At 60.5% G+C, this 16,953-nt stretch carries 18 protein-coding genes and 1 other annotated feature; of the genes, 15 read left to right on the top strand and 3 right to left on the bottom strand.

Going from position 1 to position 16,953, the window contains the following annotated elements; genetic code table 11:
- The first annotated feature begins 25 nt into the window (after positions 1-25).
- A complete protein-coding gene (locus F1640_RS11300; protein WP_194919241.1) occupies positions 26-970 on the top strand; it encodes a helix-turn-helix domain-containing protein in 945 nt (314 codons plus the stop codon).
- A gap of 39 nt (positions 971-1,009) precedes the next feature.
- Here the strand turns inward: F1640_RS11300 and F1640_RS11295 are convergent, their stop codons facing one another.
- The gene (locus F1640_RS11295; protein WP_124810451.1) at positions 1,010-1,945 is read right to left on the bottom strand and encodes a ribose-phosphate pyrophosphokinase; all 936 of its coding nucleotides are present in this window, start codon (positions 1,943-1,945) and stop codon (positions 1,010-1,012) included.
- Positions 1,946-2,184: 239 nt separating this feature from the next.
- Between F1640_RS11295 and F1640_RS11290 the strand changes: the two genes are divergently transcribed.
- Together F1640_RS11290 and F1640_RS11285 are read left to right on the top strand one after the other, a co-directional pair.
- Complete coding sequence (locus tag F1640_RS11290; RefSeq protein WP_194919239.1) at positions 2,185-3,867, top strand: NAD+ synthase; 1,683 nt, start codon at positions 2,185-2,187, stop codon at positions 3,865-3,867.
- A gap of 84 nt (positions 3,868-3,951) precedes the next feature.
- Positions 3,952-4,422 carry a hypothetical protein gene (locus tag F1640_RS11285; protein WP_124810453.1) on the top strand — a complete coding sequence of 157 codons (471 nt, stop codon included), beginning with the start codon at positions 3,952-3,954 and terminating at the stop codon, positions 4,420-4,422.
- Here the strand turns inward: F1640_RS11285 and F1640_RS11280 are convergent.
- Positions 4,419-5,153, bottom strand: a complete 735-nt coding sequence (locus tag F1640_RS11280) for an HPP family protein (RefSeq protein ID WP_194919238.1) — start codon at positions 5,151-5,153, stop codon at positions 4,419-4,421. The genes F1640_RS11285 and F1640_RS11280 overlap by 4 nt on opposite strands.
- Before the next feature lie 261 nt (positions 5,154-5,414).
- On the opposite strand from F1640_RS11280, the gene F1640_RS11275 reads away from it, so the two are divergent.
- Positions 5,415-5,639, top strand: a complete 225-nt coding sequence (locus F1640_RS11275; RefSeq protein WP_194919236.1) for a hypothetical protein — start codon at positions 5,415-5,417, stop codon at positions 5,637-5,639.
- A gap of 243 nt (positions 5,640-5,882) precedes the next feature.
- Here the strand turns inward: F1640_RS11275 and F1640_RS11270 are convergent, their stop codons facing one another.
- Complete coding sequence (locus F1640_RS11270) at positions 5,883-6,650, bottom strand: hypothetical protein (RefSeq protein ID WP_194919235.1); 768 nt, start codon at positions 6,648-6,650, stop codon at positions 5,883-5,885.
- A gap of 760 nt (positions 6,651-7,410) precedes the next feature.
- Here F1640_RS11270 and F1640_RS11265 point away from each other — a divergent pair.
- The 11 genes from F1640_RS11265 (at position 7,411) to F1640_RS11215 (ending at position 16,949) form a co-directional block, all read left to right on the top strand.
- On the top strand, positions 7,411-8,826 hold the full coding sequence (locus F1640_RS11265) for a DEAD/DEAH box helicase family protein (protein WP_194919233.1): 1,416 nt from the start codon (positions 7,411-7,413) through the stop codon (positions 8,824-8,826).
- Positions 8,823-9,272, top strand: coding sequence for a hypothetical protein (locus tag F1640_RS11260; protein ID WP_194919231.1), 450 nt, complete (start codon positions 8,823-8,825; stop codon positions 9,270-9,272). Before F1640_RS11265 ends, F1640_RS11260 begins: the two co-directional genes overlap by 4 nt.
- Before the next feature lie 213 nt (positions 9,273-9,485).
- Positions 9,486-10,286, top strand: a complete 801-nt coding sequence (locus F1640_RS11255; RefSeq protein ID WP_255530347.1) for a DUF4917 family protein — start codon at positions 9,486-9,488, stop codon at positions 10,284-10,286.
- Positions 10,287-10,355: 69 nt separating this feature from the next.
- Positions 10,356-11,705: an IS1380 family transposase gene (locus F1640_RS11250; RefSeq protein ID WP_194917264.1), complete on the top strand. Its 1,350-nt coding sequence runs from the start codon at positions 10,356-10,358 to the stop codon at positions 11,703-11,705.
- A 341-nt stretch (positions 11,706-12,046) separates the two neighbouring features.
- A protein-coding gene (locus F1640_RS11245) for an IS3 family transposase (RefSeq protein WP_194919229.1) occupies positions 12,047-13,275 on the top strand; the annotation gives its coding sequence in 2 pieces (ribosomal slippage) (positions 12,047-12,335 and positions 12,335-13,275; 1,230 coding nt in all).
- Positions 12,328-12,444: a sequence feature (AL1L pseudoknot), on the top strand. Its footprint overlaps the gene before it by 117 nt.
- On the top strand, positions 13,161-13,514 hold the full coding sequence (locus F1640_RS11240; RefSeq protein ID WP_194919227.1) for a DUF4917 family protein: 354 nt from the start codon (positions 13,161-13,163) through the stop codon (positions 13,512-13,514). The genes F1640_RS11245 and F1640_RS11240 overlap by 115 nt, the downstream gene beginning before the upstream one ends.
- Positions 13,515-13,662: 148 nt before the next feature.
- Positions 13,663-14,199 (top strand): recombinase family protein, encoded by a 537-nt coding sequence (locus F1640_RS11235; protein ID WP_194919225.1) that lies wholly within the window; start codon positions 13,663-13,665, stop codon positions 14,197-14,199.
- A gap of 51 nt (positions 14,200-14,250) precedes the next feature.
- Entirely contained in the window at positions 14,251-15,279 is a 1,029-nt protein-coding gene (locus F1640_RS25800) for a lysozyme inhibitor LprI family protein (protein ID WP_194919222.1), read from the top strand.
- Positions 15,280-15,349: 70 nt separating this feature from the next.
- Positions 15,350-16,003: a hypothetical protein gene (locus tag F1640_RS11225; RefSeq protein ID WP_194919220.1), complete on the top strand. Its 654-nt coding sequence runs from the start codon at positions 15,350-15,352 to the stop codon at positions 16,001-16,003.
- Between the two features lie 15 nt (positions 16,004-16,018).
- Entirely contained in the window at positions 16,019-16,393 is a 375-nt protein-coding gene (locus tag F1640_RS11220) for a DUF6232 family protein (RefSeq protein ID WP_194919219.1), read from the top strand.
- Positions 16,394-16,496: 103 nt separating this feature from the next.
- Positions 16,497-16,949 (top strand): hypothetical protein, encoded by a 453-nt coding sequence (locus F1640_RS11215; RefSeq protein ID WP_194919217.1) that lies wholly within the window; start codon positions 16,497-16,499, stop codon positions 16,947-16,949.
- Positions 16,950-16,953 lie beyond the last annotated feature (4 nt).

Genomic DNA, 16,953 nt, shown 5'->3' with positions numbered 1-16,953 from the left:
GCTGTTCGTCATTCGGGGAGCAACAATGTCACGCAATTCGAGGCCGGCGATCGATCGGTCGATCGCGTCCGCGGCGGGGATGTCGCGCGACGGCCAGCCATTGTCATACAACCGCGCGCCCGCGGCGGATCTCGCGCCGTGGATCGGGCGTCTCTATGTGACCGTCGTGGAGATGCCGGACGATTATCTCCTCGATTGCGGCCTGTTCAACGATACCCCGTTCATTCGCATCCAGTTGCGTGGTCAATGGACCGCCGATACCGCCGACGGGCGCCTGCATTCCGAAGGCGATGCGCTGTTCTTCGGCCCGCACACCCGCCGTATGCCGGTTTCGGTGCGCGGCAGCTTCACCAGCGTAGGCCTTACCCTGCGTCCGGGCGCCTGCCATGCGCTGCGCGGTCCGGGCGCGCGCGACCATCTCGACCGCATCTGCCCGCTGGACGACATGGGCCTTTCCAGCAGGCGCTGGCTGGACCTGTTCGATCCCGACGGGACGCCGGAGGACTGGTGTCGCGCGATGGAAGACGAAATGCGCCAGATCATCGCGGGGCGCGGTGGCGAAATTCCCGAATTGCTGACCGCGCGCTTCGAGGCCGAAGCTTTCGTCGATCCTTCGATCACCGTCACGCGCTTTGCGCGGGAAATGGGCGTGGAGCAGCGCCGGCTGGAACGGTGCGTGCGCCGGGATTTCGGAATGCCGCCCAAACAGGTGCTGCGCCGCGCCCGCGCGCTCGACATGGCAAGCCACCTTCGCGGCGTGGCCGACCACGACGAAGCCGAGGCGCTGTCGCTGCGGTACTACGACCAGAGCCACCTGATCCGCGAGTTCACCGACCTGTTCGGCATGTCGCCGCGCCAGTTCGTGGCGCGGCCGCAACCGCTGATGACCCTGGCGCTGGAAACGCGCCAATCGCGGCGGCTGGAAATGATCGAACGCATTCAGCCCGGGCAAATCCGCCCCTGGCAGTAAACCGCGCGGCGCCACGCCGGCGGACGGCGCGGGACCAGATCAGTCGAACAGGCTGGAGACCGAGCTTTCATCGGCAATGCGGCGCACCGCCTCGCCGATCAGCGGCGCGATGGTCAGCACGCGGATGCGGTTGCATTCCTTCGTCGCATCGGTCGGCAGGATGGTGTCGGTGATGACCAGTTCCTTGAGCGCGGACCCCGCCACGCGCGCGACCGCGCCACCCGACAGCACGCCGTGGGTGATGTAGGCCGAAACGCCGACGGCGCCCGCGTCCATCAACGCCTGCGCGGCGTTGCACAGCGTGCCGCCCGAATCGATGATGTCGTCGATCAGGATGCACATCCGCCCCTTCACGTCGCCGATGATGTTCATCACCTCGGACTGGCCGGGGCGGTCGCGCCGCTTGTCGACGATGGCCAGCGGTGCGTTGTCCAGCCGCTTGGCCAGCGCGCGGGCGCGCACCACGCCGCCCACGTCGGGCGAAACGACCATCAGCGGCTGCCCGCCGTAGCGCGTCTGAATGTCCGCCGCCATGACGGGGGCCGCATAGAGGTTGTCGGTCGGGATATCGAAGAAACCCTGGATCTGACCGGCGTGGAGATCGACCGACAGCACGCGGTCCGCGCCCGCCTCGGTAATCAGGTTGGCGACGAGCTTGGCCGAGATCGGCGTGCGCGGCCCCGGCTTGCGGTCCTGGCGGGCATAGCCGAAATAGGGGACAACAGCGGTGATCCGGCGGGCCGAGGCGCGGCGCAGCGCGTCGATGCAGATCAGCAGTTCCATCAGGTTGTCGTTGGCGGGGTAGCTGGTCGACTGGACGATGAACACGTCCTCGCCCCGCACATTCTCGTGGATTTCGACGAAGACTTCCTCGTCGGCGAAACGGCGCACCGAGGCGTCGGTCAACGGCAGTTCGAGATAAGCCGCGATGGCGCGCGCCAAAGGCAGGTTGCCGTTGCCGGACATGATCTTCATGCGTCGTTCCCCAATGAGCCAGAAAGCGTGGACTGACAGAATGAACCAGACGGACTGATGGTCTTTCCCGCGCCCTTAGCCCAAGATGACAGCTTTGCAACGGCAGAGACACATTCGTCCCCACCCTCGGCCCCTGTCGGGCCGCCACCCGCACGTCATTCCGGGCTTTGCCCTCGAACGAACGCATACGGACGCATGGTGACTTGCCCGCGCAGGGCGTTGCCGCCTAGGAACGGGGCATGGCCGATACTCTCACGATCACCCTTGCCCAGTTGAACCAGACCGTTGGCGATCTTGCCGGCAATGCCGACACGATGCTGGCCGCGCGCCGCCGCGCCATCGCGGAGACGGACGGCGCCTGCGATCTGATCGTGTTCCCGGAAATGCAGCTTGTCGGCTATCCGCCCGAGGATCTGATCCAGAAGCCGGCGCTGATCGAGCGCGCCGCGCTCGAGCTCACCCGGCTGGCCGAAGCCACGGCGGACAGCGGCCCCGCCATGCTGGTCGGCTCTGTCTTCTTGCGCGACGGTGCGCTGCACAACGGGGTGGCGCTGCTGGATGGAGGCAAGGTCGTCGCCACGCGCTTCAAGTACGAACTGCCGAACTACGGCACATTTGACGAGAAGCGCTATTTCCTGCCGGGCCCGTTGCCCGAGCCGGTGCTGTTCAAGGGCGCGATGCTGGGCCTGCCGATCTGCGAAGACATCTGGCACCCCGACGTCTGCCGCCATCTGGCCGAACTGGGCGCGGACATCTTCATCTGCGTCAACGGCAGCCCCTACGAGATCGACAAGGATGTGTTGCGGATCGATGGCGTGGCCAAGCGCCGCGCGATCGATACCGGCATTCCGCTGGCCTACCTGAACCGCGTGGGCGGGCAGGACGAGATCGTGTTCGACGGGGCGAGCTTCGTGGTCGGCCCCGAAGGCGCGCTGTGGGCGCAGCTGCCCGACTGGGAAGAGGCGATTGTCCATACCCGCTGGAACCGCGTGCCGGTGGGCGCCGGCTATCGCTGGCGGTGCGAGCCGGCCGAGGTCAACGAACCGACCGAACATCCCGAGGACATCTATTGCGCGATGGTGATGGCGCTGCGCGACTACGTGGAGAAGAACCGCTTCCCCGGTGTGGTGCTGGGGCTGTCCGGCGGGATCGATTCGGCGTTGTGCGCGGCGATCGCGGTCGACGCGCTGGGCGCGGACCGGGTGTGGTGCGTGATGCTGCCCAGCCGCTACACCAGCGCCGAAAGCCTTGAGGACGCGGCCGAATGCGCGCGGTTGCTGGGATGCCGGATCGACACGATCCCGATCGAACCGGCGGTGGCGGGCTTTGCCGAGATGCTGGCGCCCGCCTTCGCCGGCCGCCAGCCCGATCTGACCGAGGAAAACATCCAGTCGCGCATTCGCGGCGTCACGCTGATGGCGCTGTCGAACAAGTTTGGACCGATGCTGGTGACGACTGGCAACAAGAGCGAGATGAGCGTGGGCTACGCCACGATCTACGGCGACATGAACGGCGGCTACAATCCGCTCAAGGATGCCTACAAGACCACGGTCTTCGCGGTTTCGCGCTGGCGCAACACGCGCAAGCCCAAGATCGGGCTGGGGCCGGAGGGTGCGGTCATGCCCGATCGGGTGATCATCAAGCCGCCCAGCGCCGAACTGCGGCCCGACCAGAAGGATTCGGATTCGCTGCCGCCCTACGACGTGCTCGATGCAATCCTGTTCGGGCTGGTGGAGCACGAACAAAGCGTGGAGCAGCTGGTTGCCGAAGGTTTCGACCGCGATGTGGTGGTGCGGATCGAGCGGCTGCTGCACGTGGCCGAATACAAGCGGCGGCAGGCGCCCCCCGGCGTGAAGCTGGGAATGCGCAACTTCGGACGCGACCGGCGCTACCCGATCTCGCACGGCTTTCGCACGGCCTGACGATTATTGCGAACGATTCGCATTGACTGATGCGGTGAGTGCGCATACCCTTTGTTGCGAATTGATCGCAAGAAGGGAATTTCGATGCCTGCCCAGACCCACGGTACCGGCGCCGGAGCGCCGGGCGCGTTGCCCCAACGCTTCGCTGAAACGGTACGCGCGCTGGCCCGCCCGCAGGACATCCGCGCCCTGTCGCTGATCGGCCTGCACGTGGTGATGGCGATGCGGCTTTGCGCCTTGTTCGAACGGGCCGCGCGCGATCCGGTGCCGGACCTTGCCCAGCGCTACCGCAGCGTCGAGGCCGCCGTGGGCGTGCACGATCTGGTTCGCGCGATCGTGGCGACCTGGCCGGAGGCCTTCATGGTCAACCGGCCGTGCTGCCTTGCCATGTCGCCCGACGAGGCGACGCTGGCCGAATTGGTGCGCTCCACCGGCCTCGGTGACCGCGCGCGTTTCGACGCCACGATCGCCGGCTTCGTGCGAAGCGACCGGCACGAACGCCTGTTCGACGCCACCGTGCGCGCCGTCGCGCTGTTGCAGGCCTGCCCCGCCTAGCGGCGCGCGCTTTCCCAGCGCGCCTGTACGCGCCGCTCCAGCGCGCGGAACAGGGCATCGAGGTCCTCGCGGTCGATGTCGAGCACTTCGTCCCACTCCGCGAGCACCGCATCGAGATCGGCGATGTCGTACGTGCCGGCCCAGGTATCCCGTGGCAGGGCGCGCGCGGGCGCGGAATGATGCGGCCAGGGGTGGCCGGTCAGCTTGTTGTAGAGCCACCCGGAAGCGGCCAGTGCCAGCACGTTCGGCGCCAGGGGCATCAGCAGGAAAGACCAGCCCCAGCCGTTCGCGCCCGCGCCCAGCGCGCAGAGCAGCGCGCAGGCCCCGCCCGGCGGGTGCAGGCAGCGCGCCAGCGCCATCAGCGCGATCGCGCAGCCCACGCCAAGGCTTGCGGCGAGCCATGGCTCGGCGATCCAGTGGCCGGCCGCGAGACCCACGGCGGCGGAGATCATGTTGCCTCCGATTACCGGCCAGGGCTGCGCCAGCGGGCTGGCCGGCACCGCGAAGACCAGCACGGCGGCCGCCCCCAGCGGCGCGACCAGCCAGGGCAGGCCGGCCACCTCCGTCCCGAACAGGCTTGGCCCGAACAGGCTTGGCCCGAACACGCCCGCCTGCGCGATGGACTGTTCGACAAGGCGCGTCAGCACACCCGCCACGGCGATCCCGATCAGCGCACCGATGGCGCCACGCGCCCAGCCCAGTCTGCCGCCGGCGGCGGGAAGGAAGGCCATGGGTTACTCCGCTTGAGACAGGACAACAAAAAAGGGGCCGGCAAGCGCCAGCCCCTTTTTCGAAATCGACCGTAAGGCCGAAAGACTTAGCGCTTCGCTAATTTAAATCTAGACATACCGCATTGATATTAATGTGTAAATTGCAACCTTACTTGGACTTGTTGCAGATCTGTTGCAGATCATTTTTAGGTATATCAATGGCTTAATGCAATAGTGGGCTTTCCACGCACCTCTGTCCAGCCATGACGGCATAAATACAGCATGAGATTTTTCGAGTTCGCCACGACCAAGCCGCGCAAGCCCAAAAAGCCGCGAAAACCTACCAAGCCCATGACGCCAGACCAAGCCGTTGTGGCAGCATATAAACGGGACGTGGACGTGGCCAAGCAAGCGCTGCAATCGGTCAAGGACCATCAAAAGGAGCGGAAAGAAGCTGAACGTGCCCGCCATATTTCCTACGCTGGCACCTTGCAGCAATCTAATTGAGCTTCGATCAGCCCGCCGTCTTGAGGTCAGACCTCCATTCTTTATGGCTACGGCATATTCCATCAATGTCGATCAGAACCAGAACCGTGACGGCAGTGACTATCACGCGGCATCGTGACCGCGCTGGCCAGTTTACTATGTAGATAATTCCTGAGTGACAGGCGCGACGACAGCCGATTTCACGAAGAGTGAGGGCACGAAAAAAGGGGTGGCGACATTGCTGCCCCCACCCCCTTTGCGCTCTTACGCGTCCTGAGATACCTCATTGGCGCTGTCTCCGCTTGCGATGGCATTGACCTTGGCCTTTGCCTTTGCAAGTTCCTTGGCCTCGATTGCACGCCCCTTGCGGAGCGCGAGTTGATCGAGTTGCTGGGGCTTGATGTCATCGTAACCCAGCACGACAATCTCGTCGCCTTCCACCTCAAACCACAAGTAGCCATTCTGCTTGCCAGTGGGCACGCATTCAGGCCGCTTAATGCGGACAACGTCAGGGTTGACGCGGCTCAGACCAGCCCGCTTGAGGCGGTCAATCTCCGCATTGTCCTTGGTCCTGCCGTTTTTCGCACGGTCCAAAGCTTCAATTCCTTTGAGATGTGCGCCGTGCACAGGGTCGTTGAACCCCTCAATGTGCGCGGCAACGCTGCTCGCGGGAATACCGTTGGTCTCGAAATACCTGAATGCACAGGCATACTTTTCAGCGCTGCGGTTCAGCACGAATTCCGTCCTTGCGGAGTTCCAACGGCCATACAGCAGCTTCACGACGGGCAACCAACGATTGCTTTTTTCGGTCGCCTTGGGAATTTTGCAATCCGCGAGGATCGCCTCATAGGCAGTCTGGTTGCTTGGATCCAAGATGCGCTGGGCAATGCCATACGCCTCCTGAATTTGTGCCCAAGTCACCTTATGCTTCTGATTTTCAAGGGTTCTGATCGCCTGCTCATCATCATCCACTCGCGTGGTGAATTGAGAGACGAGATTCAACAAGGTACTCTTTACGTTTTCAATGCTCATAGGGTCCTCCTGTGTTTGAGCGTTGCAGCGCTGCCACTGGCGAATGCAGGTTTGACCCTGCGGTGTGGCAACGCCTGTTCTTCCTGCGGCCCATCGTCACGGCGTGAGGCCTGTAGATGGGCATCGCATTTGCGAACGCGCTGCTCGCTCTCGCGTTGGAGTTCCTGAGATTTCAAAGAGCTACCGCGACGGCCACTATAGTGACCAGCGCAGACGGACAGATTATGCGGCCACCGTTAAAAAGGAGTTTCACCGTTACGGCGGCACTCAACGGTAATGCGCTGTAGCGCAGCCCTATTTTTACTGCTCCGCAGTCCCTCATTGAAGCCTTGAATTTGCTGACCGCAAGCGCCTGCGCGTGATGTTGGGCTTGCCTAACATCATGCCAGCGCGCGGGAAGCTGTTTTCTGCAAGCGCAGCGCAGCGGAAAACATGTGAAGGTGCAGGGGATTGGGGGAGATCGCGGCTAGAAGTACAGGGAAATCCCGCGATTTGGGGCTGGTTTCGCGAGTTACCAATGGCTTTGCTCAACTGCCTTGCTGCGCCAGTCAGTTCGCAAACCCATAAAAACGCGGCGGGAACGCGCAAACGCCTCGCTTTCGCAGGCATTTCGCGCCTTCTCCTGCCTCGTTTTTAATCAAATCCTTAACTTATGGCGTTACGAAACCCTATATCTTAGATAATTATCGTAACAAACCCAAAGGTGTATCATAATGCCGTCGTAACACCTCTATATTATTTCAACAGGCGATTATAAGATATGACCTTTGCGACAGTATATTATGTAAGTGCAGGCGCAGGTTCTGGGAAAACTCATCAGCTTATTGGGCATGCGGCCACTTTAGTGAAAACGCAAAAGGCGAAGGTCCTGTTCGCCCAGCCCACCAAAGCGCTCATTATTCAAACGCTTGCAGACATTCAGTCGCAGTTTCCAGACGTTCCTGCGCGTGCCATCTACAATGCGGGCGATGGCAAAGCCGTTACCCCAGAGATCGTGGAGTATATGAAGCAGGCAGACCCGCACGGCGGGCAAATCCTGCTCATCACGCACGAGGCGCTGAAACGGCTGCCCAACGCTTACCGCGTGCATTGGGATTTGTTCGTCGATGAAATTCCCGCCGTCTTCGAAAACGTCTCACTCAGAGTGGCCAAAACCCACAGCCATCTGACGGACCTCCTCGCTTTGGAGGAGATCACGGACAAGGTGGCTGCGGCGAAAATCCGCGAAGGGCTGAAATCCCAGATGGAGGCGATGCGGGTTAACAAGACCGGCGATCAGCTTCTTGGCCTATTTGGCGAGATTGCAACCCATCTGCTCGACGACAATCGCACTGTCATGGTGGAGACGGCGGAATACAATGCACTGCTCAACGGCAAGCGCCCCAAGGGCGAACTAAACTTCTTCTCAATCCTGCGCGCAGAAGTGGTTGCGGGCTACAAATCCGTCACGTTTATGGGCGCGAATGCCACGGAAACTGAGCTTTTCATCCTCTGGGAATCGCTTGATGAAGTGCAATTCCAAGAGCATCCGCACCTGTCCAAGGGGTTGCGGTTCAAGCAGCACGGCAATGGCCAGCGCCTGACGGTCAATTTCCTGTTCGAGCATGAGTGGTCGATTTCGCGCTCACGAAGAGTGAACTCGCAAACAGGACGCACGCTCCTAGACGACGTGGGGCAGTTCGTTCAGGATCACTTCGCTGGCCAGCGCTTCCTGTGGGTAGCCAACAAGGCTGCGGACATGCCCATGTTCGACCAGAACGATCGTTTGCCCGCTGTGAGCCACGGCCTGAACAAGACCCATTTCCAAAGCTGTAACGCCGTGGTCAGCCTGATCGCGCTCGTCCACAATCATGCCAGTGCCAAATTCCTGGGCATGTTGGGATTGACCGATGCGCAGGTCCGCACGGTGATTTGCTACCAATCGGAATATCAGGCGGTCATGCGCTGCTCGTTGCGCCAGCCCACGGCGACTGCGCCTGTGACCGTAATCGTTCCTAGCCGTGCAAGCGCTGCGTGGCTTGCCAGCAAGTTCGACGGCTGCACGGTGGCAAAGCTGGAAACGGGACTGGATTGGGAGCTGGGTAAAGCTGGAAGACCAGCGGCGGCCAAGGCACCGAAAACCGCAAAGCAGCGGATGCGGGAAATGCGAGAGCGTAAAAAGCTGGCAAGCCTATGATTGATCCCCAATTGATAAAGCAGATTAAAGATTTGGCGGCAAAAGGCAAGCAGCGGCCTCCCGTCGCGTTGCTGACACCCCATCAATTGACCTCGATTCGAAGCGCGAACTTGGCCAAAGCAAGGCCACTTACATATAATGGTAATCTGGACGCCGACGCCGTTGCCAATCTCGCTCACTCTGTCTGTAGGTGCGACGTGGACCTCTCGAAACTGCACTTGTTAGTCCATCCATTGCACGATCAACGCAGAATTGATCGCGCGCTTGCGCTGGTGGGCCGCAACGAAGCCGAGATTCCCTACCTCGCGTATGACAGCGAATTGGACATTGTTAGGATTGTCGGAGGGAATCACAGGGTCAGCGCCATGCTTGAACTCGGTTTTTCAAGAACCTTTGCATGCTGCCATCAGCACCATCTCCCTGACATCCAGCGCATACTCGCGTAACGATAGGAAAGGCATCAAGGCGCAATAGCTTCGTGAATTCCTAACCACTCAGGGAGAAGCCGCTTTCAGGTAGGCCGTCCGCTACCTGGCCGCGCAATGACGGCGACGGAGCGGGCCAGAAAGTGCCGCGTGAAGAAGGCCACGGCAAGCTCACTACTAGTGGGGAAAGCAATGGTGTAACGGGAGGCAAGGGAAACTTAATCAGGGGGCCGCATGCCGTTGATGACATTTGAGGCAGCAATCGCTGACTCTGCAGCTTTCAATAAACGCCATTTGTTGTTGGGTAACGGCTTCAGCATCGCGTGCCGTGCCGACATCTTCCATTATGGTTCCTTGTTCGCCCAAGCAGATTTCAGCGGCTGCCCAGAGGCAGAGCAGGTTTTTGCGTCGCTCGGTACACAAGATTTCGAGGCTGCAATCCGCGCACTTGAGAACGCCGCTCTTATCCTCCCTGCGTATGTAGCGGATGGTGCTGGCGCAATCGCCAAAATGCAAGAACATGCCTCAGCGTTAAAGGAAATCCTTATACAGACGATCGCAGGTAACCATCCTGGGGTCCCTCCTGAAATTGACGATGCGAAGTTCTGGGCGTGCCGCACCTTCCTCTCACACTTCCTCGCAACAGGGGGGCAAGTCTTCACGCTCAACTATGACCTGCTACTCTACTGGACATTAATGCATGACGACAATCCGTTCGGCGCTCCAATCGAACTCGCAAAGAATGACGGGTTCGGGAACGATGAAGACGATCCAGATGCGGACTATGTCGTATGGCAGGGGGAAGTGGGCGCCCACGACGCGCGGGTCCATTTCCTCCACGGCGCCTTACACCTCTTCGATTCGGGTTCGGAATTAAAAAAGTACACATGGGTGAGAAAAGGCGTTCCGCTTGTTGAGCAAGCTCGCGCAGCAATAGACGCGAACGCCTATCCACTGTTCGTTGCAGAAGGGACTAGCCCGGCTTATTCACCGCGTTGGGCCGAGAGGGTTGGCGGGAGTGGCATAAGCCTCTGATCTGAATTAGGAACTGGGTGTCTAAGCCGAACCTGCCGCAGGGCAGAAGATGCCACAGGCCACCCCGCCATGACCGACGATACTGCAAACCCATTCCGATTCCCAGCAGTGCGCAGCCGGAAAGTCACAGCCGCCTTTGATGGTGGTCGGCTGACCTCGGACGGCGGCGTCCTGCTACTGGCACAGGCTGAGCGCGCGATGGGCATCTGCCGTCGGCTTGCCGCTTGCATAGCCGACCCGCGTGACCCTGGCCGGGTGATCCATGCGCTGCCCGACATCCTGCGCGCCCGGGTGTTCGCGATCGCTTGCGGATACGAGGATGCCGACGATCTCGACGCCCTTCGCGACGATCCCGGCTTCCGCCTGGCGCTGGGCAAGCTGCCGGGCTCCGGTGCCGGGCTTGCGAGCCAACCCACGATGAGCCGCTGGGAGAACGCGCCGACCACGCGCGAACTGGCGAAGTTGATGGCCGCCATGATCGATATCTACTGCGCCAGCTATCCCACTTCGCCGGCGGCGGTGACGTTGGATATCGATGACACCTGCGATGTCGTCCACGGCTATCAGCAGCTCTCGTTCTGGAACGGGCACCATGGCGAGCGCTGCTTCCTGCCGATCCACGTCTACGACACCGCCAGTGGCCGGCCGGTGGCGATGCTGCTTCGCACCGGCAAGACGCCATCTGGCGCCGAAGCTGCTGGCCACATCCGGCGTCTGGTGCGTCACATCCGCCGGCACTGGCCCGATACCCACCTCACCATCCGCGGTGACGGGCACTATGGCCGCCCCGAGGTCATGGCGTTCTGCGAGGCGTACGGCATCGATTACGTGTTCGGCCTGCCAACCAACGCTGCGCTGCGGGCCGATCCCGCCATCGTCGCCGTCGCCGATACCTGCGCGGTCAAGCGGGCCGAGGAGCAGCGTGTGATCCTGCGAAACTATGCCGAGACCCGCTACGGCGCCAAAAGCTGGAAGGGCCAGCGCCGCGTCGTCGCCCGGATCGAGGCCAGCACGCTGGGCATGGACATCCGCTATGTCGTCACTTCGCTGACCCAAGGCTCGGCCGAGCACATCTACGACACGCTCTACTGTGCCCGCGGCCAGGCCGAAAACCTGATCAAGCGGCACAAGACCCAGCTCGCCAGCGATCGCACCTCGTGCCGCTCGGCCAATGCCAACCAGATGCGCCTCATTCTGCACACCGCCGCCTACTGGCTCCTGTGGCGGATCCAGCAAGAAATCCCAAAATCTGCCGCGCTTGCCGTCGCCGAGTTCGCAACGATCCGCCTCCGGTTGCTCAAGGTCGCCGCCCGCGTCATTGAATCCGCAACGCGCATCCGCATCGCCTTCGCGTCAGCATGCCCCGATGCCGCCACGTTCAAGGCCGTCGCCACCAACCTTCGGCCTGCTCCTACATAGCCCGCGCGGCCGTGCCGCCGAACCGCAAGCCCCCCTCCATTAACCCCGAAAAGCCCATCGATCCCACCGCGGTGAAAAACACCGCCAGAGGCGCTCGTCCGGATCACATCACCGAAAACGCATCGCCACCCAACAAGCCCGGAACCTCAGTCTCATGAATAGGCCGGGCTAGCGCGCAGAAGAAGGCGAAAATCCGGCACAATGCGTACCTTTACCAAGGCTTCAAGCAGTTCACGGCAAATGTGAAGACTGCCAAGCACTGCTTCTTTATCTTCGGTCATTCACTCGCAGTGAACCGCCCCGAGATTGCCGGAGGCCCCAACTCCTGAGAGGAAGGGTCAATGAGCAAGACGACGAACAAGTTCTCACCCGAGGTTCGCGAGCGTGCAGTGCGGATGGTGCTGGAGAGCGAGAAGGATCATCCGTCGCGCTGGGCGGCGGTCACATCGATAGCCGGCAAGTTCGGCTGTTCGGGCTATACGCTGCTCGAGTGGGTGAAGAAGTCAGAGGTCGACAAGGGCATGCGAGCCGGGGTGCCGACCGAGCTGGCTGACAAGCTGAAGGCGCTGGAACGCGAGAACCGCGAGCTGCGCCAGGCCAACGAGATCCTGCGCAAGGCTTCCGCATATTTTGCCCAGGCGGAGCTCGACCGCCCACTGAAGCGATGACGGCGTTTATCGACGAGCACCGCGAGGAGTATGGGGTCGAGCCGATCTGCCGGGTTCTGCCGATCGCCCCATCCACCTACCACGAGCGCGTCGCGCAGCGGCGCGATCCCTCGCGGATGTCGGCGCGTGCCCAGCGCGACCAGGCGTTGAAGCCCGAGGTCCTGCGCGTATTCGCCGAGAACTTCGGCGTCTACGGGGTGCGCAAGGTCTGGCGACAGATGAACCGCGAAGGCTTGGGCGTCGCCCGATGCACCGTGGAACGGCTCATGCGCGACCTGGGCTTGCAGGGCGTGATCCGCGGCAAGCCGGTGCGAACGACCATCAGCGACAAGGCGGCGCCTTGCCCGCTCGACCAGGTCAACCGACAGTTCCATGCGCCGGCACCGAACATGCTGTGGGTCTCGGACTTTACCTACGTCGCGACCTGGGCGGGGTTCGTCTATGTCGCCTTCGTGATCGACGTCTATGCCCGCTACATCGTGGGCTGGCGGGTCAGCAGGACAGCGCATGCCAGCTTCGTTCTGGATGCCCTCGAGCAAGCCATCCACGATCGTCGCCCGGTCCATCGTGGTGGCCTCATCCATCACAGCGACCGCGGCAGCCAGTACGTCTCGATCAAGTACACCGAGCGCCTTGCCGAGGCCGGGATAGAACCATCGGTGGGCAGCGTCGGCGACAGCTACGACAACGCCTTGGCCGAGACGATCAACGGACTCTACAAGGCCGAGGTCATCCACCGGCGCGGACCATGGCGGTCGTTCGAAGCCGTCGAATACGCTACGCTCGAATGGGTGGACTGGTTCAACAACAGGCGGTTGCTCGAGCCGATCGGCAATATCCCGCCCGCAGAAGCCGAAGAACGATACTACACCATGCTGGACGACACACCCATCGCAGCATAACTCAAGCCAAATGGCCTCCGGCAATCTCGGGGCGGTTCACAGAGAACGACGATCGTATTCTCACACGTATGGCACGGGGCAAGTTTCAGAAGCTTTATGTGGGGATTTACGGTGATCCCGCGACTCAGGACAATCAGCGGATCATGAACCGTGCGAATGAACTTGCCGCACATCGGCATGAAAAATCGCCGCTGGAGGTCGCATTCTATGAAGCAGCTACCGCAAGGGTATGGGGTTGATGGTCGCTCACTACTAGTGAGCGCCGCTTTCAGGTGTACCCCCGCGTGACAGTCGCATTCCGCGCTGCGCCTGTCACATTTAGGTCGATTTCCGCCAAAAATGACATCAGATGGTCAGGCTCCAGACCCAAAAGTGACAGGAGCAAATATGATTGTCGGCTATGCGCGTGTCAGCACCACGGACCAGAGCCTTGATGTCCAAATGGACGAACTCGCGGCCCACGGCTGCGAGCGCATCTTTCAGGATCAGGCCAGCGGCACCAGCAGGGCACGCGCAGGGCTAGTGGAAATGATGCAGTTTGTCCGCGACGGCGACACCATCGTGGTCAGCAGGCTTGACCGATTTGCACGCTCGTTGACCGACCTGTTCCAGCTACTGGACGAACTCAACCGCAAAGGCGTTGCGTTCCAATGCGTCCACCAGTCCATCGACACCAGCAGCAGCACAGGCAAACTGACCCTCGCGATTTTGGGCGCGGTGGCGGAATTCGAGAATGACATTCGCAGGGAGCGGCAACGCGCGGGGATCGCGAAGGCCAAGGCCAACGGCGTCTACAAGGGGCGCAGGGCTTGTATTGATGCTGATCAGGTCAAGGCGATGCTTGCTCAGGATATGACGGCCAGTGCGATCGCCAGCGAACTTCGTTGTCATAGGCAGTCTGTGTATCGGATAACGAATTCTTAGTGATTGCAATATATTATGTTCCCGAAATGTTATTAATTCCATGAGGGCGCCGTGATACGCGACAAAGCTTGGGCATTAGCCGCAGTTCTTTTCGTATCCGCGTGCAACTCGCCCGTCCGCAATGATAGTGGCGAGACCGTTTCCGCGGAGCAGGAGAAAGCGACCGAATCCTTCAAGAATTCCTTGTCGCGCGCTTTTTCCCAAGAGATATCCCAAGAAATGCTCAAATCATCAGGTGGATTGGGAGATGCTGGCAGGTCGATGATACTGATTGCTTGCGACATGTCGGATAAGCCGGGTGGTGGGCTTTTTCTGTCGGAGATGTCCGGCGAACAGCGCGAGGCTTGTTCGATCTGGGCCATGGCTGCTCGAGCGCTAGGCAAGGATGAGCGGAATGCGGTTATCGGGGCCGACATCGACGGAGACATTTCTATCGAACCACTTTGGCAAGGCGAGGCGAAAAGCAAAGGCCGCAATCTCCCGGCTGTTCTTCTCGAAGCCAAGCTGAATATCGTCAATCCGACGGATGGATTTCGTGGGCAAGTTTGTGTTCGGAAATTTTCCATCATTGACAATGAGTTCAATATCGAGAGGAACGCAATGGCCCTGTCCTGCGCCTCGGAAGATAGCGCAACTATCGGCGCGGTGATGAACCAGGCCGGTGTTGTCGATATTCCTCAGGAATATGGCTCTGCTCCGAAGGCGGACGAGCCCTCTGAATCGATCTCATCAACCGATAACGGTGCTGATTCTGTTGCGGAAAATGCGTCAGTCGATGAGAACGGATCGGCGCAAACCCAGACTTCGGCCCAAAAGCAGGCTGCGCATGACAAAGCCGCTGCTGACAACAAACTCTCCACGCAGGGCATCACGGCAGCATGGAATGCGATCGAAACTTCCACACGGGCGGACATTCTGCCGCAGCAACGTGCATGGATTAAATCGAAGGACGCGAATTGCAGCGTGGAGGCTGCGTCCGCTTCTTTAGATCAAACCGAGCAGGAAACTGCGAGGTTGAAGTGCGATACGGAGGCCAACCGATCAAGGATCGAATGGCTAAAGCAATATCTCCCTCGGTGACAGGCATGCCTGACCCGCACTGCATAAATGTTTCGCATTTTTCGGGTGTTATGAAACGAGGTCCCTGGACATGGCTAAATTCATGTTTTGCCTTGCGCTTCTGCTTGGCGGTTTCTCGTCTGCAACTGCGCAGGACAGGCGTGCTTCTACAGATGCCGTAGTCGGTTTTTTCGGCGTGCTGGCTAAAGGTATTGCTCAGGCAGATGTTCGAAGCAGTTGGAACGCTGTGCCTGATGAAACCCGTTCATGCCTCGACACCGCATTCTCTCCGAAAAATGCCAATGTTGAAGGGCTGATCCGTTCAGGCGTCAAAGCGAACGATCCACGACTGTCGGAACTTATGAATTTTTGCCAAGCCGTGATGAGCAGGCAACTCAGGAACAATTTCCCGTGCAACACGCCGAATGGTGCCGGGCAGAATGTGGAAACGCTCTGCTATGAGCAATTCGTATCCACCGGCAATGGGGAAGTTCGCCCGCTGGACAGGGATGCCTTCATCCGCCTCGCCGCCTCTGGTGGAGCGGTACAGATTGCGACCTTGGAGATCCCCGCAGCCCGATCCAGCCGCCTGCAAGTGGAGCAAAGGGCGCGCGAGATGGAAGCGCAGAGAGCAAAGCTGGCACAGCAGCAGGCCATGGCAGAGCGCCAGAGATTGGCGGAGCAAAAGGCCCTGGAAGATAAAAAGAAGGCCGTTGCCGACCTCAGCGCCTTCCGGCCCTATTAACAGGAACCTTGGAAGATGCAGGTCTCAGTTGATGGAAATTTCGCTCGCTTTGGCGAAAAAAGCTATGCAATAAACAAAATTAACACCGTCGAGGTGCGCACCGTGCATCCTTATGGAAACGGTTGGGCATGGGTTTGCGCGATACTGTCGGTGCTTTTTGCCTACGGCGCATACAATCTCATTAAGGACGGAAAATCGCCTGCCATTTCCGTGATCCTTTGCCTTGTCTTTGCCAGCATATCACATTGGGTATGGCGCAGGTCTAAGATAGTTGAATTTCAACTTTTCCTAATGACTTCTTCGACGTCTATGCAGGCATATAGTTCGTTCGACCAAGACGAGATCAGTGATCTACGCACCCGGATTGAAGCCGCAATGGTTGCAGCATAGCGGCTGGCGCCATCAAAGGTTTTGGAGCGGCTTTTCTGATCGACCATCTGAACGACGATGCCATCGACTGACCTTGACCATAACGGCCAAGGAGTAATGGAAAATGTCGATCCTCAAGACCCTCAAGCTGACCGCTGCCAACCGCCACGTGACCCTGACGCCCGAGCAGGTGCTGCGCGGAAAGCTGGTAAGCTACCTCAACGAGCAGAAAGCGCTCGCGGAAGCGGAAATCGGCGGCACGGCGTTCAGCGCCACCAAGCGCGTGACCCGTACCAACGAAGCGGGCGAGAAGGTCCGCGTCGATGCTCCGCGCCATGTCCGCAAGGGCTGGTTCACGGATGCGGCTGGCAAAATGTTCTTCCAGATCCGCTACGGCAGCAAGCCGCTGGAACTGGCCAAGGGCATGAATGCCGTGGAGGTTGAGGGCCTCGCGGGCCTGCCCACGGTCATCGCGTCGATCATTGATGCCGTCCAGGCTGGCGAATTGGATGCACAGGCCAAGGCAGCGATTGCCAGCCGCAAGGCGCAGCGCAAGGCCAAGCAGCCCGCTGCATGATTTC

Origin of the sequence: Novosphingobium sp. NBM11 (assembly GCF_015390225.1) — a bacterium.
Classification (GTDB): Bacteria; Pseudomonadota; Alphaproteobacteria; order Sphingomonadales; family Sphingomonadaceae; genus Novosphingobium.
Note: the sequence above shows the minus strand (reverse complement) of the source record. Positions and strands in the feature narration are given on the sequence as shown.

Excerpts from the sequence above, each read along its gene's own strand:
- F1640_RS11300 (WP_194919241.1), top strand. The coding sequence starts at position 26 with ATGTCACGCAATTCGAGGCCGGCGATCGATCGGTCGATCGCGTCCGCG.
- F1640_RS11295 (WP_124810451.1), bottom strand. The coding sequence starts at position 1,945 with ATGAAGATCATGTCCGGCAACGGCAACCTGCCTTTGGCGCGCGCCATC.
- F1640_RS11290 (WP_194919239.1), top strand. The coding sequence starts at position 2,185 with ATGGCCGATACTCTCACGATCACCCTTGCCCAGTTGAACCAGACCGTT.
- F1640_RS11285 (WP_124810453.1), top strand. The coding sequence starts at position 3,952 with ATGCCTGCCCAGACCCACGGTACCGGCGCCGGAGCGCCGGGCGCGTTG.
- F1640_RS11280 (WP_194919238.1), bottom strand. The coding sequence starts at position 5,153 with ATGGCCTTCCTTCCCGCCGCCGGCGGCAGACTGGGCTGGGCGCGTGGC.
- F1640_RS11275 (WP_194919236.1), top strand. The coding sequence starts at position 5,415 with ATGAGATTTTTCGAGTTCGCCACGACCAAGCCGCGCAAGCCCAAAAAG.
- F1640_RS11270 (WP_194919235.1), bottom strand. The coding sequence starts at position 6,650 with ATGAGCATTGAAAACGTAAAGAGTACCTTGTTGAATCTCGTCTCTCAA.
- F1640_RS11265 (WP_194919233.1), top strand. The coding sequence starts at position 7,411 with ATGACCTTTGCGACAGTATATTATGTAAGTGCAGGCGCAGGTTCTGGG.
- F1640_RS11260 (WP_194919231.1), top strand. The coding sequence starts at position 8,823 with ATGATTGATCCCCAATTGATAAAGCAGATTAAAGATTTGGCGGCAAAA.
- F1640_RS11255 (WP_255530347.1), top strand. The coding sequence starts at position 9,486 with ATGCCGTTGATGACATTTGAGGCAGCAATCGCTGACTCTGCAGCTTTC.
- F1640_RS11250 (WP_194917264.1), top strand. The coding sequence starts at position 10,356 with ATGACCGACGATACTGCAAACCCATTCCGATTCCCAGCAGTGCGCAGC.
- F1640_RS11240 (WP_194919227.1), top strand. The coding sequence starts at position 13,161 with ATGGGTGGACTGGTTCAACAACAGGCGGTTGCTCGAGCCGATCGGCAA.
- F1640_RS11235 (WP_194919225.1), top strand. The coding sequence starts at position 13,663 with ATGATTGTCGGCTATGCGCGTGTCAGCACCACGGACCAGAGCCTTGAT.
- F1640_RS11225 (WP_194919220.1), top strand. The coding sequence starts at position 15,350 with ATGGCTAAATTCATGTTTTGCCTTGCGCTTCTGCTTGGCGGTTTCTCG.
- F1640_RS11220 (WP_194919219.1), top strand. The coding sequence starts at position 16,019 with ATGCAGGTCTCAGTTGATGGAAATTTCGCTCGCTTTGGCGAAAAAAGC.
- F1640_RS11215 (WP_194919217.1), top strand. The coding sequence starts at position 16,497 with ATGTCGATCCTCAAGACCCTCAAGCTGACCGCTGCCAACCGCCACGTG.